Here is a 22976-nt window from a genome sequence, read left to right on the forward strand (position 1 = left end):
GCAACTTAGAAATTAGCTTTTTATCAGCCCTAACAGCTCATCTCGTTTCGCTTCCATTAAACCCAGATCGGCATCTGCTTCCACATTTAGACGCAGCAGCGGCTCGGTATTGGAGGTGCGAATGTTAAAGCGCCAGCCCGGGAAAGACATGCTCAGACCATCCGTGTAGTCAATATTCACAGCCAGAGAGGAGTAGCGGTTTTCAATCTCATCAATTAACGCGGAAGCATGGACCACTTTGCGGTTAATTTCGCCAGATACAGGGAAGCGTGCAATACGTGATTCCACCAGCGAGCCAAGAGAGCGTCCGGATGTTATTACCAGTTCAGCAACCAGCAACCATGGAATCATGCCGCTGTCACAATAAGCAAACTCACGGAAATAATGGTGAGCGCTCATTTCACCGCCGTATACTGCATTCTCTTTGCGCATACGCTCTTTAATAAAAGCATGACCGGTTTTAGACATCACAGGGATCCCGCCCGCGCGCTCGACAATATCAACAGTATTCCAGGTCAGTCGCGGGTCGTGGATGATTTTCGCGCCGCGCTCTTTATTCAGGAAGGCTTCTGCTAAGAGTCCAACGATATAGTAACCTTCGATAAAATTGGCCTTCTCGTCAAACAGGAAGCAGCGGTCAAAATCTCCGTCAAACGCGATACCCATATCCGCTTCAGCTGTAACAACCGCATTAGCGGTATCCTGGCGTGCTTCTGGCAGAAGTGGATTTGGAATACCGTGCGGGAAAGTACCATCCGGATCGTTATGAATTTTTATAAAATCGACAGGAATCCCGGCCGTTTTGAAACGCTTTTCAATTTCATCAATAACGTGCCCCGCGGCACCATTACCGGAGTTGATAACTAACTTAATCGGTTTAATGCGGAAGTTGTCGAGATTGATATAGCCCAGCAAATGATCAACATACTCATTAAGAACGTTAATCTTTTTATAGCTTCCCTTACGCTGAGATGGGGAGAAATCATTTATTTCCGCGAGGCGCTGGATCTCTTTCAAACCCGTGTCTCCGCTGATCGGCCGGGCACCACTGCGAACCAGCTTCATCCCGTTATAGTCAATCGGATTATGGCTGGCCGTTACTTCTATACCGCCATCAAAGCCCAGATGGAAGGTGGCGAAGTAAATCTCTTCTGTGCCAGAAAGTCCAATATCAAGCACATCACAGCCGCCCGCCATCAAGCCTTCGGCGAGAGCCAGCTTCAGAGACTCACTTGTCAGACGGACGTCGCCGCCGACAACAACCTGTTTTGGTTCCAGACATTGCGCATAAGCGCGACCAATACGCCAGGCAATATCCTCATTAAGCTCCTCACCTAATTTCCCACGAATATCATAGGCCTTAAAACAACTTAATTTTTTATTGTTATTTTCCATTATGAAATCCTTAGTACGTCATCTTCACCCAAATAACTACCAAACTGAATTTCCAGAATTTCCAGATTTATTTTTCCTGGATTCGAGAGCTTATGTTTTTTTCCCACAGGGATTGTCGTTGATTCATTTTCAGTGAGATAAATTTCGTTCCCTTCGACACCAATTAGCGCCGTTCCGGTCAGCACAACCCAGTGCTCAATACGATGATGATGCAGCTGAAGCGAGAGCTCACCACCAGGAATAATGGTTACACGGTTAACCCGGTAACGCGTATCCCGAACAAGCGTTTCGACATGGCCCCAGGGCATATAACGCGTGGTATGTTCGCGACATTCAGCACGTGAATGGGCTTTAAGATGCTCAACAACAACTTTCACATCCTGGACATTATCCTTATGGGAAACTAGCAGCGCATCTTTGGTATTAACAATAATCAGGTCGTCCAGCCCTAACGCTGCGGTTAGTTTCCCTTCGCTGCGGATATAACAATCGCGGGTCTGATGGGTGAAAACATCGCCGATCAGCGCGTTGCCATTAGCATCATGCGACGAGGTTTCCCATAGCGCTGACCACGAGCCCACGTCGTTCCACCCTGCATCCATCGCCGTCACAATGCCCAGGTCTGTATGTTCCATCACCGCATAGTCGATGGAATCAGACGGACAACAGGTGAATGTCTCTTTATCGAGTTTGATAAAATCGAGATCGCTGACGGGCTGCTGCATGGCATTTTTGCATGCATCAAGGATCGACGGACAAAATTTCGCAACTTCGTTCAGATAGGAAGAGGCCCGGAACATAAACATACCGCTGTTCCAGAGATACTCTTTACTTTCGAGGTAAGAGATAGCGGTCGCCTGATCCGGTTTTTCAACAAAGCGCTTGATTTTCCAGGCGGTAGACTGATCGGCGTGTTGTTCTTCACCACGCTGAATGTAGCCGTAGCCAGTTTCTGGCTGCGTAGGCACGATACCGAAGGTAACCAATTTGCCTTGTTCTGCAAAAGGAATGGCGTTGGTAATGACGGAATGGAATGTGGCCGTGTCGGCAATCAAGTGATCGGCAGCCAGAATGAGCATGACAGGATCTTCACCGGTTTCCAGTGCATGGAGGGCAGCCAGAGTAATAGCCGGTGCCGTATTGCGCCCAACAGGTTCAAGAATGATATTCCCGGCGAGCTTATGCATTTGTCTCAACTGCTCGGCCACCAGAAAACGGTGATCTTCATTGCAGATAACAATCGGATCTGTCACATCCAGACCGTCGAGGCGTGAGATCGTATTTTGCAGCATCGATCCGCCCTGATGGAATGAAAGGAATTGCTTAGGCTGCAACTCGCGAGACATCGGCCATAGTCGACTCCCTGTTCCTCCTGCGATCACCACTGGAAGTAACATCCTGCTTCTCCTGCTTTGCTCAATACTAGATTGTGTGTAAAAAAGGCACGCTACCGCCCCTGGCCTACGCTACCAGAAGCAATGTTCGACATTGAGGCTCTCGTACTGCTCGCGTTTTACGCGAACGCCGAGATAAACAATAACGTTTTTGGCTACTGTTATGCCGAAAACCAAAACGTATTTATGTGGTTTATATAAGACAAAAGACCACACTGAAATTTCAGGGTAGTCTCCTGTTTTACTGCGTTATTACAACTGGCTTTTAATCATGCGCTTCTAGCAGCTTCTTAATGCTCTCACGGAACTTCTGCCCTTCTTTGTGGTTACGCATTCCGTAGTTCACGAACGCCTGCATGTAACCCATTTTCTTACCGCAGTCGTAGCTGTCGCCAGTCATCAGCATTGCATCAACGGACTGCTTTTTCGCCAGCTCGGCAATCGCATCGGTTAACTGGATGCGGCCCCACGCGCCGGTCTCGGTTTTTTCCAGTTCGGCCCAGATATCGGCGTTCAGAACGTAACGGCCAACGGCCATCAGGTCAGAGTCCAGGGTCTGTGGCTGATCCGGTTTTTCGATAAACTCGACGATGCGGCTCACCTGCCCTTCGGATTCCAGCGGCTCTTTGGTCTGGATCACGGAGTATTCAGAGAGGTCGCCCTTCATGCGCTTCGCCAGAACCTGGCTGCGGCCTGTTTCGTTGAAACGGGCAACCATCGCGGCGAGGTTATAGCGCAGCGGATCGGCGCTGGCGTTGTCCAGGATGATGTCCGGCAGCACAACGATAAACGGATTGTCACCCACAACAGGGCGCGCGCACAGAATAGAGTGGCCCAGGCCCAGCGGCTGTGCCTGACGCACGTTCATAATAGTGACGCCAGGAGGGCAAATAGACTGAACTTCCGCCAGCAGCTGGCGCTTCACGCGCTGCTCAAGCAACGCTTCGAGTTCGTAAGAGGTGTCGAAGTGGTTCTCTACCGCATTCTTGGAGGAGTGCGTGACCAGAACGATTTCTTTGATCCCGGCAGCCACAATCTCGTCAACGATGTACTGAATCATCGGCTTGTCGACGATCGGCAGCATCTCTTTAGGAATAGCCTTAGTCGCTGGCAGCATATGCATGCCCAGTCCCGCCACCGGAATGACTGCTTTCAAATTAATCATTATTTCTTCCACCTTAAAATGGTTGACGAATTATAGCTCTTAAACCTGTTTTCGCCAGCATGATTTACTGTAGCCTGCGTCCGATATTACGCTTTAGCACCACAAATTACAGTAGTTGCGCTCTGAATAAAGAGCGAAATTACGCCAGGATTAATCGCAAAATAGCCAGGCTAGCTAACCGCGCGGCAGCCTAAAATTTAAGCGCTCTGTATTCACGGTGTGCTGATCGACCCGGTCAATATCCACCGAACTTTGCCCTTTCTCATTTACCGCCTTGATGTTCGCCAGCGAGAGCAAGGTCTCATTTTTCGCCATGAACTTACCCCGGATATCCTTGCGCAGATCGAAATTCATCGTCAGCGCCGGCCCGATGGCGGCCTCCTGCATTACGTTGATATTGCGCAGGAAAAGATGCTGTGGCTTGTTATGAAGCTCAAGGGTAGCGCGCTGCATGTTTACATTAGTTATAGCAACAAAAGAGGTGGCGTTCCCGGACGAGATCTGAATGCCGCGCAATTTATAATCAAGCTGTCGGTTATCCAGGCGAATATCATTGATTTTGAAGTTTTGAGGGATCGACAGATAATCCCCTTTAATCACCCCGTAGCCTATTAACATGCCCGCGCTGTTAACCATATCAATATTATCAATAATGAAATTATCACAGCCGTAAATTGCCACGGTGGCATTATCTATTCCGGCTTTTTTACTGAAATCCGGGGTGATATTGGTCGCTTTTACATTACGAATAATAAAGTGTTTGCCATTCTCAACGTGGACTAACTGTCGACAGTTGCTGCCGGTGATATTGGCCACCACGAAGTTTTTTACCACCTGCTTTTCCGGATAATCATTGTCATAGGTACTGCCCGCAAGGCCAATACCGATGCCCCAGTTGATCTTACCGTTCGTGCAGTTGATGTTATCAATCACGTGGTCGGAGATAAGAATATCGTGGTCGTTGATGGCGACGTTCCACTCAATTGCGTCCCCCTGAAGATGGCTAAAGCGGCTATTGGTGATGCGCGCGCCCGCGACCTGATTATGAAATCCCTGGCGCAGAATGGCGTAATTCGCCTGGGTAACGGTGATGTTGTCGATAATAAGATTGCGCATCACCTTCGGCTTTTTCCCGCCAATATAAATCTGCGTCACCGGGCCAAAGCCGCTCATGCGCAGCCCCTCGATAGCGCAGTCGGAACCGCGCACGTCCAGCGTGATATTCTCCGTGCGTCCGCCCTTCTCTCCCACCACCTTGCAGCCATCCTGCAAGACAAATCGTCCGCGACCGTTGCCCGTCAGCGCGCCGCGAATGAGCAGCGTCTTCCCGGCGGGGATAAAAATCCCGGTGTTGATGTTTTCACAGGTTAATCCGGCGGGCACCACTACCGTATCGGCCTCGGTAAACGCCTGCTTAAAGCTGGCGATCCAGTCATTGCGGTTATACTGGCTGATATCCACCGTGCTGCCCGCGGCGGCACGCACCACGCGCGAGGCGAGCAGCGGCGTGGCGGCAAGCAGCGAACAGGTGGAGATAAACGAGCGTCGGGTAATCTTTTTTAACATACAACCTCGGCGTTAAAGCGTGTGTAACAGGCTTGCCAGCTCGCGGTTAATCACGTGCTGGTTAAAATCAGCCTCGACCTTCTGTCGCGCATTGTTCAGCACGGGGATCAGCGCCTGCTGGTCGATATGGCTGAACGTCGCCAGCCGGTCGGCCAGCGCGGTGGCGTCGTTTTCCGGAACCAGCCAGCCGGAGCGGTCAGGCTCGATCAGTTCGGGAATGCCGCTGTGCAGGGTGGAAACCACCGGGATCCCCACCGCCATCGCCTCCATTAGCGCCACCGGAATGCCCTCCATATCCCCGTCGGCCCCGGTCACGGACGGCAGCAGGAATACGTCGGCCTCATCGAGCATGGCTTTGACCTCGTGGCTCGGCTTGAACCCCGGCATCTCGATATAGCCCTCAAGCTGATACTGTTCGATGAGAGTGCGCAGGCGACGCTCCCACGGGCCGATGCCCAGAATGCGGTAGTGGAAATCCACCCCGCGCTCCTTAAGCTGGCGGCAGGCTTCGATCGCCACATGCAGCCCTTTTTTCTCGGTCAGACGCGCCACGGAGATGATTTGCAGCGGCTTTCCCGGCACCTTTACCGGACGCTGGGTGAAGCGCTCCATGTCCACGCCCATGCGCGACACGGTGATTTTCTCCTGCGGGCAGCCCATCGTTTTCAGACGCCCGGCCCACAGATCGCTGATGGGCAGCATCATGTCGCCACGGCGGAACAGCTGCTGATACTCCGGCGTGTAGTGGTTGAGCACCTCACGGCTGGAGATATCAATCCCGTGGAAGATGGTCGCGATTTTGCCCTCGATCACCCCCAGCTCGCGCAGCTTGGCGGCGGTCACGCCTGCCGGGCCAAAGTGGGCGATGAACACGTCCGCACGATACGGGCGCGGGGTTTGTCCGCAGATAGAGGAGAGGATCAGGTTGCGCGACTCGGCGCCGTAGCGCGACAGGTTCAGCGCGCGCCAGGTCGACGGACGATGGATCCCGCGCAGCGTGTTGCCCGCGCGGTAGCGAAGCTTGTTGAGCCGCCCGCCCGGCTCGTCCTGAAGCCAGCGGGTTTTCGCCTCCAGCCCGTAGCGGGTGTAGGCCGCATGGGTGTTCTGCGTATCGCCCTTTTGCAGGGCGATAATCTCCACGTCATATCCCATATCGATAAACGCGGTGATCTGGTTCAGCACAAAGGTTTCTGACGACAGCGGAAATTTCAGCAAGAAGAAACCAACCTTCATTTGCCCTCCCCCACGCGGTCGAGGACCGATTTCACCATCCCGATCCCCTTTTCCCGCTCGGCGCTGACCGCGACTGCCAGACGTTCGTTGATCGCAGGAAGCTGTCCCAGCGTGTCGCCCACCATCGCCCCCAGCGAGCCGTCCAGCAGATGACGGATATCCACCGCCATTTCCGGCATACCCAGCTGCTGCATAATGCCCGCCGACTTGTGCTCGTAGTTGATGGCGATGGCTGGCGTACCAAAGTTCATGGAGATGATCGCCGAGTGCAGGCGCGTGCCCACTGTCAGATCGCAGGCGCGCAGCAGCTTGCCCATTTCCAGATCGTTCAGCTCGTCCATCACCACGTGGTAGCGCGACGGATCGTTAACCAGATGGCCCAGATTCAGCGCCACCATGCGGTCATCCTTGTTGTAGCTGTCGATCCCGGTACAGGTCGAAAGCGCCAGCACCTGATAGCCACTGTCCAGAATGCGGTTAACCACCTCGGCAAAAGCTTTTTCATAGGCCGCCTGGGTGGTACCTAAGCGTTTATCGAACGGCGCGAGCTCACGCAGGGTGATGGCCACGGTTTTCTGTTTTGCCGCCACGTCCAGCCAGTGCTGCACCGCGTAGCTCGGCTGGAAGCTGTCGTTCTGATGATCCACCAGCCAGGCGGTGTCGACGCCGTGCTCGACCTTTGAGGTGTCGATGTCGCTGCGCTTCATCAGATCGAGGCTAACGGATTCACGCAGGATCAGCGCGTCGCAGTGTCCGAACACGTAGTTCGCCAGCTGGTTAAACTGCGGATCCTGGAACGGCCCGACGCTGTGCCCAATCATAAACAGCGGCTTTTTCGCCATAAAGGTGCAGAGCGCGTGCTCAAACTGCGGCACGCCGTAGAGATCGACAAAGAACGAGCCGCCTACCTGGATAATGGCGTCGTAGCCGGAGAGCAGGCGCACGAAATCGGTAAAGCCCTGCGCGATAGCGATGTTGCGCAGCTTGCCGGTGTCCGTCACGCGGGAGAGCAGCACCTGATGCTGATAGCGACGACGCAGCACTTTTTTCACGCGCCCCATCACGCCCGCGGCGTTGTTGTGCTGCTTCATCTGGCTGTAGAGCGGGTCGCCCATCACCGGACGATTGAGTAACCAGGAGGAGCTGACCGGATACCGGCTCATCACGTCCACTTCGGTCTCAGGCTTAAGGGTGTTAATTGCATCCAGTAAACCGCGCAGGATGGCGCTGTCGCCACGGTTGCCGCAGGTATGGTTGCCAAGAATTAATAATTTCATAATGGCCTCTTAAAGAACTAGCCTGCGCGAAGCAGCGTTTTCATTTTTTCGTTACGGCAAAACTGGCGTTTCATCTCCACCACCAGCGGGTTGCGCGACAGCACGATCATCACCGCGAAGGCCAGCGCGCCCACTGCGACCTGCACCGCCAGCAGCGCCGCCAGCGGCAGATGGCCGCTCAGCAGCACGCCCAGGCCGTAGCTCAGGGCAAGGGTCGGCAGGGAGAGATAAAACGGCAGCCATAGGCTCAGGATGTACTGACGGTAGCTGGAGCCCAGCACCGGCTTGATCATCACGAAGTAGCTCAGAACGGTGTTGACGATCTGCACCAGCAGGAAGCCGAGCGTCACCCCAATCGCCCCCGCCAGATGGCCGCCGACGATAATTGCCGGGACAAACAGGAAGGTTTTAAAAACGTTGAACTTAAAGCTGATGTCCACGCGGGCCTTTGCCATCAGCAGGGAACCAATCGGATTCCCCACCGAGCGCAGCAGCCCGACCACGCACAGCAGTTGCAGAACGGGAACGATGCTGACCCACTTCTCGCCAAACACCAGCGGCACGAAATTGCTGGACACCACCATCAGCCCCAGCAGCACCGGGAAGTTGATGATGCCGACGACGGAGAGCAGCTTGTAGAAGTTGACGCGCAGCTTCTCGGTGTCGTCCTGAATCTTGGCGAACGCCGGGAACAGCACGCGGGTGATAATCGGGTTGAGCTTCATCGGCGGCACAACCGCCACGTTGTAGGCCAGGTTATAGCCCCCCGCCACGCTCGCGCCGAGAATACGCGCAAGCACAAGCGTGGAGAGGTTGGTGTTGACGTAGTTGATGATGCTGTCCGCCGTCAGCCAGGCGCCAAAGCGCAGGTTGGAGGAAACGGAGGCCAGCGAGAAATGCAGCCCCGGACGGTAAATCTTGCGGCCAAAGTAGCCAAACAGCAGCGTGCGCACGGCGGAGTTCACCAGATAACCGAGGATCGCGGTCATCGCCAGCGGCCAGAAATGGGCGCTCACCACGGTAAAGGTAAAGCCCGCCAGCACGGCGCTGGTCTCGATCATGCCGATTTTGTTGAACTCCAGCTCCTTTTGCATCAGCGCGCGGAACTGTTGCCCGTGGGGGATCACCACAAAGGCAAACGACAGGGTGCGCATCAGCGGCGCGAGGTCCGGGTTGTGCAGCACGCGGGCAATCACGCCGCTCAGCAAAAACACCGCCACAAACACGGTAATGCCCAGGCCGACGTTCAGCCAGTAGAGGGTGGTCAGCTCCAGCTGGCTGATCTCTTTGCGCTGGATAATAGAGTTGGCGATACCAAAGTCGGACAGCGTGTCGGCCAGGGCGATAATCACCAGCGACACGGTCAGCAGACCAAACTGGTGGTTATCGATGATGCGCGCCAGCACCGTCATCTGCACCAGCCCGAGGCCGATGATGACGATGGTCGCCATCGCCGACCATTTCGCACCGCTGATGGTTTTTTCACGTAAGCTCATGACCGTTCCTTAATACGCAGCTTTGTTCACAAAGCCTTTAAAGATGGTCAGAAAGACGATTTTGATATCGAACCAGAGGCTCCACTCGCGGATATACTCCAGGTCAAACTCAATACGCTTTTCCATTTTTTCCAGGGTGTCGGTTTCACCGCGCCAGCCGTTGATCTGCGCCCAGCCGGTAATGCCCGGCTTCACCTTGTGGCGCAGCATGTAGCCTTCGATCAGCGAACGGTACTGCTCGTTGTGCGCCACCGCGTGCGGGCGCGGCCCGACAATCGACATTCCGCCGGTAAAGACGTTGATAAACTGCGGCAGTTCGTCGAGCGAGGTGCGGCGCAGGAAGTTGCCCACGCGGGTGACGCGCGGATCGTTTTGCGTCGCCTGGGTCACCACCTGGTCATTTTCCATCACCCGCATGGAGCGGAATTTCCACACCATGATCGGCTTGCCGTCGATGCCGTAGCGGGTCTGGCGGAAGATGACCGGGCCGGGGGAGGTGATTTTGACCGCCAGCGCAATGCAGCACAACACCGGGGAGATCAGCAGCAGGATCAGCGAAGAGAGCACGATATCTTCCGCGCGTTTCAGCACGCGGTTAATGCCGGACAGCGGGGTGTCGTACAGCGGCACCACCGGCACGCCGTTCACTTCGTCGATGCGGGAATGCAGGATGTTAAAGGTGAAGACGTCCGGGATGAGGATCACCGAACAGGTGGTGTCGGCCAGCTCACGCACCAGATGCTTGATGCACGACTCGTCGCTCATCTGCATGGCGATATAGACGTTATGGATTTTGCCCGCTTTGGCGTCGTCGATAAGCTGCTCAAAGTTACCCGCCCAGTCGGCAGACACGCCGCCCGGTTTGGCATCGTGATAAATGCCTACCACTTCGAGGCCGAGCCACGGCTCTTTACGGAAGCTGTCGAGCAGCACCTGCCCGACCGGCAGATCGCCCGCCACCGCCACGTAGCGGGTGTTGTAGCCGCGGTTACGCAGCCATCCGGCAAAATAGCGGATAAACGAACGGCACACCACCATCCCCACGCTGGTTAACGCATACCAGCAAAGATAGGTGACCAGTCGGTTATCGAAATCGTGGCTGAAGGCCACCAGCCCGGCGCTGAAAATCAGGCTTAAGGTCCAGTTCTGCAACAGCAGCATCAGCTCGGTGGTGATTTTTACGCCGCGCCACGAGCGGTAGAAATCGGTCATCCCGCCGATCATCTGGAAGACCACCAGCGCAATCAGCGCCATCAGTAAATGCATGTAGAAGAAGGGTTGTCCGCTAAGACGGCACACCACCCACAGGCCACCGACCATGATGGTGATGTCAGAAAATCGCTGCACCATTGAGATTAACGATGCATTCGTTCTGGCTCGCTCGCGCTTTCTTAGATTTGTCATCGTTGTTCCTTTCGTTCAAAACCTTACCCCTCACCCTACCCCTCTCCCCAGAGGGGAGAGGGAACTTGAACACCCTCTCCCCTCTGGGGAGAGGGCGGGGGTGAGGGGCAATTGTTACTGATTCAACAGCGCCAGAATGTCCTGCGTTCGGGCTTCCATCAGCGGGACGTCGGCGCGGGACTCAACGTTCAGGCGCACCACCGGCTCGGTGTTGGACGAGCGCAGGTTAAAGCGCCACTGCGGGAACGACATGCTGATGCCGTCGGTGCGGTCGATCTCCAGGGCGTGGATCGCAAAATGGTGCTCCACGCGGGCAATCGCCTCGGCGGGCAGCGCCAGGGTGCTGTTGATTTCACCGCTCGCCGGGAACGCCGCCATGCGGTCGCGCACCAGTTCGCCCAGCGTCTGACCCTTCAGGCACAGCAGCTCGGTGACCAGCAGCCACGGGATCATCCCGCTGTCGCAGTAGGCAAAATCGCGGAAGTAGTGGTGGGCGCTCATCTCGCCGCCGTAAATGGCGTCTTCTTCGCGCATCCGCTCTTTAATGAAGGCGTGACCGGTTTTGGACATCACCGGCTTGCCGCCTGCCGCGCTGACCACGTCAACGGTGTTCCAGGACAGGCGCGGATCGTGAATGATCTTCGCCCCCGGATTTTTCTCCAGGAAGGCTTCCGCCAGCAGGCCAACGATGTAATAGCCTTCGATGAACTGGCCTTTTTCGTCAAACAGGAAGCAGCGGTCGAAGTCGCCGTCAAAGGCGATACCCATGTCCGCGCCGTGCTCGATGACCGCGTTGCGGGTGTCCGCGCGGCACTCGGGCAGCAGCGGGTTCGGGATACCGTTCGGGAAGTTGCCGTCCGGGGTGTTGTGGACTTTCACAAAGGTGACCGGCACGTTCAGCGCCTTAAAGCGGGCTTCCAGCGCATCGACGACCGGGCCGGCCGCGCCGTTACCGCTGTTAATCACCAGCTTCAGCGGCTTGAGGTTCTCCACGTTGATGTAGCCCAGCAGGTGGTCGACGTACTCTTTTTGCAGCGTGATTTTTTTATAGCTGCCGCGCGCCGCCTCGTTCACCGGCGGGAAGTCGTTGGCCTCTGCCAGACGCTGCACGTCGCGCAGGCCGGTGTCGCCGCTGATTGGACGCGCGCCCTTGCGCACCAGCTTCATGCCGTTGTAGTCCATCGGGTTATGGCTGGCGGTGACTTCGATACCGCCGTCCACGCCCAGGTGGAAGGTGGCGAAATAGATCTCTTCGGTGCCGGAGAGGCCGATGTCCAGCACGTTAACGCCCGCGTCCTGAAGCCCTTTTGCCAGCGCCAGCTTGAGCGTTTCGCTGGTCAGGCGCACGTCGCCGCCCAGCACGATAGTTTCCGGTTTTAAATATTCGCCATAGGCACGACCAATACGCCACGCGATGTCTTCATTCAGCTCTTCGCCGAGCTTGCCGCGAATGTCGTAGGCTTTGAAACAGGTTAATTTTTCCATGATGACCCCTTTTTCAGGCAACAGTTGGCCCGCCCGATTAACAGGCAAAATTGTTTTTATTCATTCGTAGGCCGGATAAGCGAAGCGCCATCCGGCGTTAAGACAGCGCTACACCCGCCCGTAACGATCCTGGAAGCGCACGATATCGTCCTCTTCCAGATACGAGCCGGAGCGCACTTCAATCAGGTCGAGCGGAATTTTCCCCGGGTTTTCCAGGCAGTGCGTCGCCCCGAGCGGGATATAGATCGACTCGTTTTCGCCGAGCAGTTTGATTTCGCCGTCGATGGTCACCTTAGCGGTGCCCGCCACCACGACCCAGTGTTCGGCGCGGTGATGGTGCATCTGTACCGACAGCCCTTCTCCCGGCTTCACGGTAATGCGTTTCACCTGATAGCGGTCGCCGGAATCGATGGAGTCATATTTCCCCCACGGGCGGTACACTTCCCGGTGGATATGGTGCTCGTGACGCCCGTCGGCCTTGATCTGCTCCACCACTTTTTTAACGTCCTGCACGGCATTACGGTCGGCAATCAGCACCGCGTCTTTGGTCTGCACGACCACCAGATCTTTTACGCCGACCGTGGTCACCAGACCCGACTCCGCGTAAACGTAGCTGTTTTCCGTTTTGTGGCTAATGACATCGCCGTGGTGGACGTTACCCTCCGGGGTATGGGCGCTGATCTCCCACAGCGAGGACCAGGAGCCCACGTCGCTCCAGCCCGCATCCATCGGTACGACCACCGCGTCGGCGGTGCGCTCCATGACCGCATAGTCAATGGACTCTTCCGGGCAGGCGAGGAACGCGGCTTCGTCCACGCGGATAAAATCGAGATCCGGGTCAACCACGTCCATCGCTTTTTTGCAGGCGTTGAGGATATCCGGGCGGAATTTTTCCAGCTCTTCCAGATAGCGACCCGCGCGGAACAGGAACATGCCGCTGTTCCAGTAATATTCGCCGCTGCCGACGTAGGCCTGGGCGGTTTCCAGATTTGGTTTCTCGACGAACTGCGCCACGTTAAAGGCCACGCTGTCGCCTTCACCCGGGGTGACGTCGCCGCGGCGGATATAGCCATACCCGGTTTCCGGCAGATCCGGCACGATGCCGAAGGTCACCAGCTTGCCGCTTTCGGCGTAAGGAATGGCGGCGCGTACCGCCTCGCGGAAGGCATCTTCCTGCTGAATAACGTGGTCAGCGGCGAGCACCAGCATCAGCGGGTCGCAGTCGCCGCTGCTGCGTTTGGCCGCCAGCGCCGCCAGCGCGATAGCCGGGGCGGTGTTGCGCCCGGCGGGCTCCAGAATGATGTTTTCGGTCAGCTTGTTGAGCTGGCGCAGCTGTTCGGCGACGATAAAGCGGTGCTGTTCGTTACAGATCACCACCGGGCTTTCGCACTCCACGCCCTTCAGACGGCAGACCGTCGTTTGCAGCATGGTGAGATCCCCTTTCAGGCAGAGGAACTGTTTTGGATAGAGCACGCGGGACAGCGGCCATAACCGGCTACCAGAGCCTCCAGCCATCACGACCGGAAAGAGTTTGCTTTGACTCATGATTTATCCCCGTATATCTGCAATAAATTGGCTAAGTACGCTCTCTTTTTCGAGCGTACGTTCGGCATACTCACGTGCCACCGTGTTCTCTTTTGGCATGGCGAGCGCCCGTTCAATTCCGGCCACCAGCGCAGAGACCGATTCTGGCTCTACGCACACGGCAATGCCCGGATAGCTGTCGCACAGCTGGCCTAATTCGGTATCCGCTTCTGCGGTAATCACCGCGTTGCCGCCCACCGCCAGAATATTGGTCAGCTTGGACGGCAGTACCGCGTCCGCCGCGCCGCGCTTTTGCACGACGAGGTGGCAGTCGCCCATCTTCAGCAGCGCGGGCAGCGCCTCGTAAGGCTGAAGCGGGTAAAATTTCACGTTGTTCAGGCCGCGCTCGCGGGCCATTTTCTCCAGCCGCGCCTTGCCGCCACCTTGCCCGACAATCACAAAGGTCCAGGTGTGCTGACTCAGCTGCTGCGCCGCGTCGATCACGCTCTCCAGCCCCTGCTTTTCGCCGATGTTGCCCGAGTAAAGAATGATTTTATGGTCATCAGGCAAACCGAGCTGCTGGCGTAACGCCTGCGCGTCGCCTTCGGACACGTCGCGAAAACGCGCCACTTCGGACCAGTTCGGGAAAAAGATCACTTTCTCCGCCGCCACGCCCTTCTCCTGCGCCTTGTTCATCATCGAGCGCGAGATGGTCGACACGTAGTCGACGTTGTGCAGGCCGTTGCGCTCAAAGGCGCTGGCGAGCTTCGCCACTTTGCCGCCCTTGCCTTTGCCCGCCATCCCCAGGCCGAGCATGGCGTCGACTTCATAATCCTGAATGTGCAGCAGGGTGCGCGCGCCGGAGAGTTTGCCCAGCAGGCGCATACCCGGCGTGCAAAACAGCGTCGGCACCACGCCGATAATGCGATCCGGCTTCCAGCGACGCTGCGCCATCAGCGGGAAAAAGCTGCTGAGCGCAAAGCTGCCCAGATGAATTAATCGCTTCAGCGTTGACGGCTGCTTCGGCACGTACAGCGGACAGCGCCAGACGGTCGCCGCCCCCTCTTCCCGGCGATAGCGCCAGCTTGAGTAGCGCTCGCCCACTTTCCATTCCGGGTAGTACGGCGGCGCGGTGATGACGCGCACGTCGTGACCCTGGCTTGCCATCCACTCGACCATCTCGCCGGTGTATTTCCCGATCCCGGTCAGTTCCGGCGAGTAGTTGATTCCGTATACGAGGATCTTCATAGGCCCGGCACCCCGGCCTGACGATCCGCAAGGAAGTACGCCCGGCTGTTGTCGTGAACGTTGTCGCTCGCGAGCAGCGCATCGGGCGTCAGCCAGCGGTAGTCGTCATGCTGCGCGTCAGGCAGACGCAGGTCTGCCTGATTCACCTTCAGGCGGTACCCCAGCACGATGTAGTGCGTGGAGAAGGCATTACCTGAAAAGTTATCGTCATAGAAGTGCTGCCAGACCCCGTAAAACCGGCCCGCGGACTGCGGCAGGCGCAGCCCCAGCTCGGCCTGGGTAAGACGCTCAAACGCACGCTCAAGCGACTCATCCTTCTGAACACGTCCCCCGGGTACGAACCAGTACCCTTGCGCCGGGCGGTTGGTTCGTTTCCCCAGCAAGAACTCGCCGCGTTCGTTCTCCACCACCAAATCAATTGAGATCAGCGGCGTGGAACGGACGACCGTGGCAAAATCTTCCTGACTTAAAAACATGATTACCCCCGGAAGCGGTGCTGGTTTTCAAGGAACCACTGGTAGGTGCTTGCCAGCCCCTGCTCCAGCGCCACCTCGTGATACCAGCCCAGCTGATGCAGACGGGTCACGTCCAGCAGCTTGCGCGGCGTACCGTCCGGTTTGGTGGCATCGAACACCACGCGGCCCTTGTAGCCCACCACTTTGGCGATGGTCTGCGCCAGCTCGCGGATGGTGCAGTCGATCCCGGTGCCGACGTTAATGTGCGACAGCATCGGCTGGGTGTTTTCCTGCCACACCTCGCGATCCAGCTCCATCACGTGAATGCTGGCGGCCGCCATGTCGTCCACGTGCAGGAACTCACGCATCGGCGTACCGCTGCCCCACACCACCACGTCCGGCGCGTTTTCCGCCGTCGCCTCGTGGAAGCGACGCAGCAGCGCCGGGATCACGTGGGAGTTGCTCGGGTGGAAGTTATCGTTCGGCCCGTACAGGTTGGTCGGCATCACCGAGCGATAGTCGCGGTCATACTGACGGTTGTAGGACTCGCACAGCTTGATCCCGGCAATCTTGGCGATGGCGTACGGCTCGTTGGTGGCTTCAAGCGTGCCCTGCAACAGCTCGCTCTCCGCCATCGGCTGTTTCGCCATCTTCGGATAGATGCAGGATGAGCCGAGGAACAACAGCTTGTTCACGTTGTGCAGATGCGCCGCGTGAATGATGTTGCTCTCAATCATCATGTTTTCGTAGATGAAATCCGCCGGGTAGGTGTTGTTGGCGACAATGCCGCCCACCTTCGCCGCCGCGAGATACACCTGGTCGATGCGGGACTCTGCAAAGAAATCCTGCACCGCTTTGCCGTCGAGCAGGTTCAGCTCGTCGCGGGTACGGACAATCACCTCAACGTCACCGCGTTGTTCCAGCTGGCGGACAATGGCGGAACCCACCATGCCGCGATGACCGGCGACAAAAATACGTTGTTTGGTCATTATCAGGACTCCAGCGCGATGGCAACCTCGTAGCCGTGGGACTTCAGCAGAGAGTGTTTCTTCGCCGCTTCAAGATCTTTCGCGACCATCTCGGACACCATCTCCTGCAACGTGGTTTCTGGTTTCCAGCCCAGGGTTTCGTGCGCTTTGGTTGGGTCGCCGAGCAGGGTTTCTACCTCAGCAGGACGGAAGTAGCGCGGGTCAACCTGCACAATCACGTCGCCTGGCTTCACGCCCGGCGCGTCGTGACCGGTCACGGAAACCACGATACCTTTCTCTTCCACGCCGGTGCCTTCGAAGCGCAGTTTGATGCCCAGCTGTGCCGCGGCCATTTCCACGAACTGACGCACGGAGTACTGCACGCCCGTTGCGATAACGAAGTCTTCCGGTTTGTCCTGTTGCAGCATCATCCACTGCATTTTCACGTAGTCTTTCGCATGGCCCCAGTCACGCAGGGAGTCCATGTTGCCGAGGTGCAGGCAGGATTCCAGGCCCTGAGCGATGTTTGCGATCGCGCGGGTGATTTTGCGGGTCACGAAGGTTTCACCGCGGCGTGGGGATTCGTGGTTGAACAGGATGCCGTTACAGGCGTACATGCCGTAGGATTCGCGGTAGTTCACGGTGATCCAGTACGCGTACAGTTTGGCAACCGCATACGGAGAGCGCGGGTAGAACGGCGTGGTCTCTTTCTGTGGAATTTCCTGCACCAGACCGTACAGCTCGGAAGTGGACGCCTGGTAGAAGCGGGTTTTCTTCTCAAGGCCGAGGAAGCGGATCGCCTCCAGCAGACGCAGGGTGCCCATGGCATCCACGTCGGCGGTGTATTCCGGCGATTCGAAGGAGACCGCAACGTGGCTCATCGCCCCCAGGTTGTAGACTTCATCCGGCTGCACTTCCTGCAAGATGCGGGTCAGGTTGGAGGTATCGGTCAGGTCGCCGTAGTGCAGGTGGAATTTCGGGTTCGCTGAGTGCGGATCCTGATAAATGTGATCCACGCGCTCGGTGTTGAATGAAGAGGCACGACGCTTGATGCCGTGAACTTCGTAACCTTTCTCCAGCAACAGTTCTGCCAGGTAAGAACCATCCTGCCCGGTAACGCCGGTGATGAGAGCGACTTTAGACATGTTTATATTCCTCTGTACTTATCAAAGTTTTTCAGTTTCAACGCGTTCGCGTATCACCACTGCGGGGTTGCCACGGCAAATCTTATTTGCCGGTAGCGATTTAAAAACGCTGCTGCGGGCACCGACTACCGTGCCATCGCCAACAGAAATACCTGGCGCAACAAAGACATCCGTTGCCAGCCAGCATTTTTCGCCGATAACTACAGGCGAAGCGGTAATATCAAAATGCTGACTCATAAAATCGTGACTGCCGGTACATAAATAACACTTCTGAGATACCACCGAATTTGCCCCGATGGTGATATCGCCGAGGTTATATAACACCGCGTCATCCCCGACCCAGGCGTAATCGCCGAGGGTTAATTTCCAGGGGTAAGTAATTTTGACCGACGGGCGAATCACTACGTTTTTTCCGATTTTTGCACCGAATAATCGTAATAAAAACGCGCGCCAGCGATACAGTATTTGCGGGGACCAGGCAAATAACGTTGCCTGAACGGCCCACCACAGCTGAACCTTAATACCGTTCCCGCCCCGAAAACCTTTCGGCACGGAGAATCCTTTAAGTTCCTGCATTACGTTTCCTTATATTCAGGATTTGTTATATAAGGCTTTCGCTTTACCCGTCGTTTTCAGACGAAATAAATAGGACAATTCCGCTACCGGGCCGGGAACGCGTAAAATATTGCGCTGCACCGATTTGGCATCCCGGCATAATTCCAGATTATTGGAGGTTGACACGCCGCCCATCGAAAATTCAGACACCAGCCCTTTAATTCGACGGAACGGATAGCCGGATTTATACAGGCTGGCGGCCAGGGCATAATCGGAGGACACTTTATACTGCAAATCGTATGGCTGTTTTTTCAGCCCGGCGGTCGGGAAGAAAATAGCCTGATGGCTGGCAGGCAAACTGTGGTAGATATACCAGCCCGGCTTAGCGCTGCGCAGCACTTTATTGCCGTCGCCAAAGTCCAGCAGCGCATCGCCAATATACATGGCCTCTTCTTTCTGGCGCGCCAGCTGACGGACAAACAGCGCCACGTCATCGTGGAAAATATCGCCCGAGTTCAGGAAGATGGCGTAACGCCCCTGCGCCATCGCGATGCCTTTGTTCATCGCGTCGTAAATGCCCTTATCTTTCTCGCTGATGTAGCGTAAGTTGAACTCACCGTTGAGTTTTTCGAGAAACTCCGCCGTGCCGTCATCAGAGCCGCCGTCGACCACAATCCACTCAAAAGTGAGGCTCGGATCGCGGGCCAGGTTACGCAGCGAGCGCCAGGTTTTAACAATCCCTTCGTAATTTCTAAAAGCGACAGTTATCACGCTAAGAAACATAAATCACTCCAGTTCGTCATACACGCGTAATATTGAGCGCTTTGCGCAGAATAAACGGACAGACAATTAAGAAAGCATATTCCGGGCTAAATATTGACCCCGTAAAAAACAGCGACACTGGCGTAAAAAGATAAAGCTGCACGCGAAATTTTTGGTTATCACCAAACGCGTTAATCATCATTTTAAAAACTTTAAACAGATACCAAAGTGTCAACAGTACGGCGAACCACGAAAAATAAATAATTAACAGATACAGGCCATTGTCTATTGTTTTTCCGACATCCGCACCGTTAAAGATTCCGAATGATGCTACATATTCGTAAAGTGAGCCGAATCTTACTACGCCGTCGATATGGGTTAATGAATACCCCACCATCACTAATGGGCCAATGATGCGATAATAAGAGGATGAGCCTTCGGTTCCCAAATCGCCCAGACGCTCTGAGATGTACGGAAACGCAAATATGATGCCCACTAAAAATACCGTCAGAGAGATGATCGCCAGCGGCAGTTTTTTCTTAATCGCATCCTTGTTCAGGTACTGGAACGCCCACTCCAGCAGGTAAAACAATATAAACGTCATGACCCCGGAGAACGATCCTGACAGAACGATTCCTGCAAGAATCATAGCATCGGTTTTAGGGGTTTTGATACCAAACTGTTTGATGCTGAGCCAAATTGAGATTAACGCCAGAGCAAAGAATGCCGGTTCAAAATAGAGCGCCGTAGTACGCTTGCCGCCAAACTTAATGAAGTTCAGAACATAGCTGTTACTGTATATGAGATATTTCGAAATTATTTCCATCAGGCTACTGCCGCCGGTCAAAATAATTTGCGCCATCTCCATTGCGGCAAGCATAACAATCAGGGCTACAGCAATATAAAAGAACCTGAGGATTTTCCTATAATTGTGCGGTGAAATAGTTTTGAAGCGAATACTCCACACCATGCCAATAATGATAACGATATAAACAAACAGCATGGTGGAGGTTACATATTTGCTGGCATCCAGCGACTGCCCAAAGATGTAGTTAAATGCCGTTAAGCCAACTCCCATCCCCAGCGCAATCAGCAGCTTTTTCACGCTGATCTTCTCGACGTACAGCAGCAGCAGTACCGGCAAGAAGGTGACGATGGTGATCGGGAAGCTTTCGCCAAGCTGGGCAATCTTCACGTTGACCAGCAGGTAGATCAGCGGCAGCAGCAGATAGCTACAGATTCTGATAGAACGAGACATACTCCTCCAGCATCTGTTGTCCACTGTAGGCCTTGCGGCTGCGGTTGCGGAACGATTCCAGGTCGGTGCCAAAAACAGCCCTGGCGATCTCGGCCTTCGGTAACTGCACCAGCGGAAGCACCTCGTTCTCGCTGAAAGTTTTCCCGCCCGATTTTTCCAGCACCTCGCGCGCGGCGTCGCTGTGGGTGGCAATGACCGGCACGCCAATCGACAGCGCTTCGCACAAGATCAGCGGATAGTTGTCCACGCGCGAGCTAAACACCAGCGCGTCCATGCCGTTCAGGGCGCTCATCAGCTTGCGCTTGTCGGTTTCAAACCCGTGGTTAACCACGTTCGCGCCGTCGAACGGCGAAAATTTGCCGAAGGTGTGCAGCTCGATGTTGTCCCCAAGCGCCATGATGTCGCGCACCAGCGTTTGATTGGTCTTGCCGTCGTAGCGCAGGTCGTGGGCAACGATAGCGATTTTCGGCTTACCCTGGGTTACGGGAACCGGGGTCAGCTCGGCCAGAATCTCTTCGGTCGCCACGTCGATACCGTTATTGATGATTTTGCAGCGCCCCGCCCCGTACAGGCTGTTAAAGGCGTCCGCCACGTGCTGGCTCGGGGAAATAAAGGTGCAGCCGAGGGCGAGCATGTCGCGGAAAAGCTGACGCTTGCCGGAGACCAGCCGATGCGCGCGATCCACCTTCACCGGGGGATAGTTGCTCAGCGTCGGGCATTTCTGGCAGTTATCTTTCCAGCCTTCGCAGCCGTCGGTAAAGGCGCAGCGCCCGGTCACGCTCCAGTGGTCGTGCAGCGTCCAGACAAAGGTGGTATCCGGCCTGTGCGCTTTAACCTTCTGGCAAAAGGCGACCACCTCGTCCAGATTCAGCCAGTAGCTGTGCAGGACGTGAAAATGCAGCACCACCGGCTCCGCCGAGCGGGTCACGGTGCGGTACAGGCTGTTGAGATTGCCAAACAGATCGCGGTTAAACAGGCGGAACAGCGCGATGTTGGCGATAGAGGTTACGCGCGGCGTCTGTTTGATCACCTGCGGATAGTTATCGTGGCTGACGCTTTTCTTGCCGCCTTTGCCGTAGCCGTAAACGAAGCGCGACTGTAGCCCTTTTTGCAGCGCGCGCTGGTGCAGATCCAGCGCTACCCCTGCCGCCCCGCCTTCGGCCAGGCGAACGTTAAATTGCAGAATATTCATTTGATCACCTTCACGCGGGCCTTTTCACCCACCACCAGCGCGTTATCGGGAATGCTGTCCAGCACCACGCTGCCTGCGCCGATGGTCACGTTATTGCCGACGGTAAGGTCGCCGATGATGACCACGTTTGCCCCCAGCTCGACGTTGTTGCCAATCACCGGGCAGGCCAGGCTTTCCGGCCCGCGGTTGCCGATAGTGACCGCGTGGCGAATGGTGAAGTCATCCCCGGCGACCACAAACTTGTTGATCACCACCGCGTAGCCGTGGTGGATGGTGAAGCGACGACCGATGGTGGCGGCCGCCTGGATCTCATAGCCAAAGAAGCACTCGGTAATGATGCGGTACAGCACCAGAACCGGCGCGGCCCAGATATTGTTGAGTACGTTTTTTTTGCGCCACACTGAGCAAAAATGGGCGATACGGTACGCCAGAACCATGCAGCAGGGGCGCAGGCTCCAGCTGTTCGCGCGGCAATCTTCCAGAAACATTATTTCCCCCGAAGTCCATCGGCCAGACGCTTGCCGTTACGAACGGACAGCAGCGTGAGCAGCGTGCGCCAGTTCATCCGCTTATTGCGGATCTGATAGAGGGTGTAGAGCTGGTATTTACGGCTGGCACGGTCGAACTTGTCCTTGTGCTTGCGGTAAAAGTGGAAGTAGCCGGAGAATTTCTTCGGCGAGGAGGTGATTTGCATCTCCCCGTGGTTGATGTGCAGAATTTGCGTGGCTTCTTCCACTTTCCAGGGTTCGCCATATTCCACCACCATGCGCAGGAAAATGTCGTAGTCCTGCGCCGCCTTCAGCTCCGTATCAAACAGACACTCCTTAAAGCGCCACGCCCAGGTGAAGACCTGGTTACCGATGATGTTGCGCTTGTAGAACAGGCGACGGGAGTACGGCGATTTTGGATAAAGCGGCAGGCTCGTGGGCTGGGAATAGACTTCGCCCTGGCACACGTAGTCGTTAGCGTAGAGAAACGCGTGGGTCACCAGCTGGTGCTTGTGCGCAAGGAAGATGGAGAGGCGGTTCGGCGTCCACTCGTCGTCATCATCGATACCGGTCAGATACTGCCCTTTGGCCTGCATAATGGCCTGATTGCGCACCGCGCACGCCCCGGAATTAATGGCGTTATGAGTGTATTGCACGCGCGGATCCTTGAGCTCGTCAACGAAGGCCTGAAGCTGCTCGAAGGACGACGAGCAGTCGTCGACGATCAGCAGTTCCCAGTGGTCATAGTCCTGGCGCAGGACCGACTTAATGGCGCGGATCGCCAGCTGCTGACGGTTCCATGTCGGCATGTAAATTGAAATTAAAGGGCGTTGTGTATTCATATTATTCCCCTCACCTCTACTCCCCTCACCCCGGCCCTCTCCCCAGAGGGAGAGGGTGAAAGGCGGCACCGAACAGTCCCCTCTCCCTTTTAGGGAGAGGGTTAGGGTGAGGGGTAAGGTGTTT

At 55.9% G+C, this 22976-nt stretch carries 20 protein-coding genes; all 20 read right to left on the reverse strand.

All coding sequences use genetic code 11. The features are described from left to right. Positions 1-12: 12 nt before the first annotated feature. On the reverse strand, positions 13-1395 hold the full coding sequence (gene cpsG / locus ACSVHP_RS10195; protein WP_447551827.1) for a phosphomannomutase CpsG: 1383 nt from the start codon (positions 1393-1395) through the stop codon (positions 13-15). Beyond that, a complete protein-coding gene (locus ACSVHP_RS10200) occupies positions 1395-2792 on the reverse strand; it encodes a mannose-1-phosphate guanylyltransferase/mannose-6-phosphate isomerase (protein WP_032103498.1) in 1398 nt (465 codons plus the stop codon). Before ACSVHP_RS10200 ends, cpsG (ACSVHP_RS10195) begins: the two co-directional genes overlap by 1 nt. 262 nt (positions 2793-3054) lie before the next feature. After that, positions 3055-3954, reverse strand: coding sequence for a GalU regulator GalF (gene galF, locus ACSVHP_RS10205; protein WP_447551828.1), 900 nt, complete (start codon positions 3952-3954; stop codon positions 3055-3057). Positions 3955-4128: 174 nt separating this feature from the next. Further along, positions 4129-5520, reverse strand: a complete 1392-nt coding sequence (gene wcaM / locus ACSVHP_RS10210) for a colanic acid biosynthesis protein WcaM (protein WP_447551829.1) — start codon at positions 5518-5520, stop codon at positions 4129-4131. 12 nt (positions 5521-5532) lie between these two features. Continuing rightward, on the reverse strand, positions 5533-6753 hold the full coding sequence (gene wcaL / locus ACSVHP_RS10215) for a colanic acid biosynthesis glycosyltransferase WcaL (RefSeq protein ID WP_447551830.1): 1221 nt from the start codon (positions 6751-6753) through the stop codon (positions 5533-5535). Further along, entirely contained in the window at positions 6750-8030 is a 1281-nt protein-coding gene (wcaK, locus tag ACSVHP_RS10220; RefSeq protein ID WP_447551831.1) for a colanic acid biosynthesis pyruvyl transferase WcaK, read from the reverse strand. Before wcaK ends, wcaL begins: the two co-directional genes overlap by 4 nt. A gap of 17 nt (positions 8031-8047) precedes the next feature. Further along, positions 8048-9526: a colanic acid undecaprenyl disphosphate flippase WzxC gene (gene wzxC, locus ACSVHP_RS10225; protein WP_447551832.1), complete on the reverse strand. Its 1479-nt coding sequence runs from the start codon at positions 9524-9526 to the stop codon at positions 8048-8050. Between the two features lie 9 nt (positions 9527-9535). Further along, positions 9536-10930 carry an undecaprenyl-phosphate glucose phosphotransferase gene (gene wcaJ / locus ACSVHP_RS10230; protein ID WP_234676475.1) on the reverse strand — a complete coding sequence of 465 codons (1395 nt, stop codon included), beginning with the start codon at positions 10928-10930 and terminating at the stop codon, positions 9536-9538. A 114-nt stretch (positions 10931-11044) separates the two neighbouring features. Next, positions 11045-12415 (reverse strand): colanic acid biosynthesis phosphomannomutase CpsG, encoded by a 1371-nt coding sequence (cpsG, locus tag ACSVHP_RS10235; protein WP_447551833.1) that lies wholly within the window; start codon positions 12413-12415, stop codon positions 11045-11047. A gap of 108 nt (positions 12416-12523) precedes the next feature. Then, positions 12524-13960, reverse strand: a complete 1437-nt coding sequence (cpsB, locus tag ACSVHP_RS10240) for a mannose-1-phosphate guanyltransferase (RefSeq protein WP_447551834.1) — start codon at positions 13958-13960, stop codon at positions 12524-12526. Positions 13961-13963: 3 nt separating this feature from the next. Next, a complete protein-coding gene (gene wcaI, locus ACSVHP_RS10245) occupies positions 13964-15187 on the reverse strand; it encodes a colanic acid biosynthesis fucosyltransferase WcaI (RefSeq protein WP_447551835.1) in 1224 nt (407 codons plus the stop codon). Continuing rightward, positions 15184-15663, reverse strand: coding sequence for a GDP-mannose mannosyl hydrolase (locus ACSVHP_RS10250; protein ID WP_234676482.1), 480 nt, complete (start codon positions 15661-15663; stop codon positions 15184-15186). The genes wcaI and ACSVHP_RS10250 overlap by 4 nt, the downstream gene beginning before the upstream one ends. Before the next feature lie 2 nt (positions 15664-15665). Continuing rightward, on the reverse strand, positions 15666-16631 hold the full coding sequence (gene fcl / locus ACSVHP_RS10255; RefSeq protein WP_447551836.1) for a GDP-L-fucose synthase: 966 nt from the start codon (positions 16629-16631) through the stop codon (positions 15666-15668). Between the two features lie 2 nt (positions 16632-16633). Further along, complete coding sequence (gene gmd, locus ACSVHP_RS10260) at positions 16634-17755, reverse strand: GDP-mannose 4,6-dehydratase (protein ID WP_234676485.1); 1122 nt, start codon at positions 17753-17755, stop codon at positions 16634-16636. 21 nt (positions 17756-17776) lie between these two features. Further along, positions 17777-18331, reverse strand: coding sequence for a colanic acid biosynthesis acetyltransferase WcaF (gene wcaF / locus ACSVHP_RS10265; RefSeq protein WP_234676487.1), 555 nt, complete (start codon positions 18329-18331; stop codon positions 17777-17779). Between the two features lie 15 nt (positions 18332-18346). Continuing rightward, a complete protein-coding gene (gene wcaE / locus ACSVHP_RS10270) occupies positions 18347-19093 on the reverse strand; it encodes a colanic acid biosynthesis glycosyltransferase WcaE (RefSeq protein WP_234676489.1) in 747 nt (248 codons plus the stop codon). 16 nt (positions 19094-19109) lie between these two features. Then, the gene (wcaD, locus tag ACSVHP_RS10275; RefSeq protein WP_447551837.1) at positions 19110-20330 is read right to left on the reverse strand and encodes a colanic acid polymerase WcaD; all 1221 of its coding nucleotides are present in this window, start codon (positions 20328-20330) and stop codon (positions 19110-19112) included. Beyond that, positions 20305-21522: a colanic acid biosynthesis glycosyltransferase WcaC gene (wcaC, locus tag ACSVHP_RS10280; protein WP_417313543.1), complete on the reverse strand. Its 1218-nt coding sequence runs from the start codon at positions 21520-21522 to the stop codon at positions 20305-20307. The genes wcaD and wcaC overlap by 26 nt, the downstream gene beginning before the upstream one ends. Continuing rightward, positions 21519-22010, reverse strand: a complete 492-nt coding sequence (wcaB, locus tag ACSVHP_RS10285; RefSeq protein WP_234676495.1) for a colanic acid biosynthesis acetyltransferase WcaB — start codon at positions 22008-22010, stop codon at positions 21519-21521. The genes wcaC and wcaB overlap by 4 nt, the downstream gene beginning before the upstream one ends. Beyond that, complete coding sequence (gene wcaA, locus ACSVHP_RS10290; protein WP_447551838.1) at positions 22010-22852, reverse strand: colanic acid biosynthesis glycosyltransferase WcaA; 843 nt, start codon at positions 22850-22852, stop codon at positions 22010-22012. The genes wcaB and wcaA overlap by 1 nt, the downstream gene beginning before the upstream one ends. Positions 22853-22976 lie beyond the last annotated feature (124 nt).

Source organism: Enterobacter sp. 186315 (assembly GCF_053290175.1).

What these genes read in the sequence shown, in the direction of transcription:
- fcl (WP_447551836.1), bottom strand. Translation starts at nt 16,631, where the DNA reads ATGACCAAACAACGTATTTTTGTCGCCGGTCATCGCGGCATGGTGGGT.
- wcaB (WP_234676495.1), bottom strand. Translation starts at nt 22,010, where the DNA reads ATGTTTCTGGAAGATTGCCGCGCGAACAGCTGGAGCCTGCGCCCCTGC.
- wcaD (WP_447551837.1), bottom strand. Translation starts at nt 20,330, where the DNA reads ATGTCTCGTTCTATCAGAATCTGTAGCTATCTGCTGCTGCCGCTGATC.
- cpsG (WP_447551827.1), bottom strand. Translation starts at nt 1,395, where the DNA reads ATGGAAAATAACAATAAAAAATTAAGTTGTTTTAAGGCCTATGATATT.
- gmd (WP_234676485.1), bottom strand. Translation starts at nt 17,755, where the DNA reads ATGTCTAAAGTCGCTCTCATCACCGGCGTTACCGGGCAGGATGGTTCT.
- wzxC (WP_447551832.1), bottom strand. Translation starts at nt 9,526, where the DNA reads ATGAGCTTACGTGAAAAAACCATCAGCGGTGCGAAATGGTCGGCGATG.
- wcaE (WP_234676489.1), bottom strand. Translation starts at nt 19,093, where the DNA reads ATGTTTCTTAGCGTGATAACTGTCGCTTTTAGAAATTACGAAGGGATT.
- wcaK (WP_447551831.1), bottom strand. Translation starts at nt 8,030, where the DNA reads ATGAAATTATTAATTCTTGGCAACCATACCTGCGGCAACCGTGGCGAC.
- wcaC (WP_417313543.1), bottom strand. Translation starts at nt 21,522, where the DNA reads ATGAATATTCTGCAATTTAACGTTCGCCTGGCCGAAGGCGGGGCGGCA.
- cpsG (WP_447551833.1), bottom strand. Translation starts at nt 12,415, where the DNA reads ATGGAAAAATTAACCTGTTTCAAAGCCTACGACATTCGCGGCAAGCTC.
- galF (WP_447551828.1), bottom strand. Translation starts at nt 3,954, where the DNA reads ATGATTAATTTGAAAGCAGTCATTCCGGTGGCGGGACTGGGCATGCAT.
- ACSVHP_RS10200 (WP_032103498.1), bottom strand. Translation starts at nt 2,792, where the DNA reads ATGTTACTTCCAGTGGTGATCGCAGGAGGAACAGGGAGTCGACTATGG.
- wcaF (WP_234676487.1), bottom strand. Translation starts at nt 18,331, where the DNA reads ATGCAGGAACTTAAAGGATTCTCCGTGCCGAAAGGTTTTCGGGGCGGG.
- cpsB (WP_447551834.1), bottom strand. Translation starts at nt 13,960, where the DNA reads ATGAGTCAAAGCAAACTCTTTCCGGTCGTGATGGCTGGAGGCTCTGGT.
- wcaI (WP_447551835.1), bottom strand. Translation starts at nt 15,187, where the DNA reads ATGAAGATCCTCGTATACGGAATCAACTACTCGCCGGAACTGACCGGG.
- wcaA (WP_447551838.1), bottom strand. Translation starts at nt 22,852, where the DNA reads ATGAATACACAACGCCCTTTAATTTCAATTTACATGCCGACATGGAAC.
- wcaM (WP_447551829.1), bottom strand. Translation starts at nt 5,520, where the DNA reads ATGTTAAAAAAGATTACCCGACGCTCGTTTATCTCCACCTGTTCGCTG.
- ACSVHP_RS10250 (WP_234676482.1), bottom strand. Translation starts at nt 15,663, where the DNA reads ATGTTTTTAAGTCAGGAAGATTTTGCCACGGTCGTCCGTTCCACGCCG.
- wcaL (WP_447551830.1), bottom strand. Translation starts at nt 6,753, where the DNA reads ATGAAGGTTGGTTTCTTCTTGCTGAAATTTCCGCTGTCGTCAGAAACC.
- wcaJ (WP_234676475.1), bottom strand. Translation starts at nt 10,930, where the DNA reads ATGACAAATCTAAGAAAGCGCGAGCGAGCCAGAACGAATGCATCGTTA.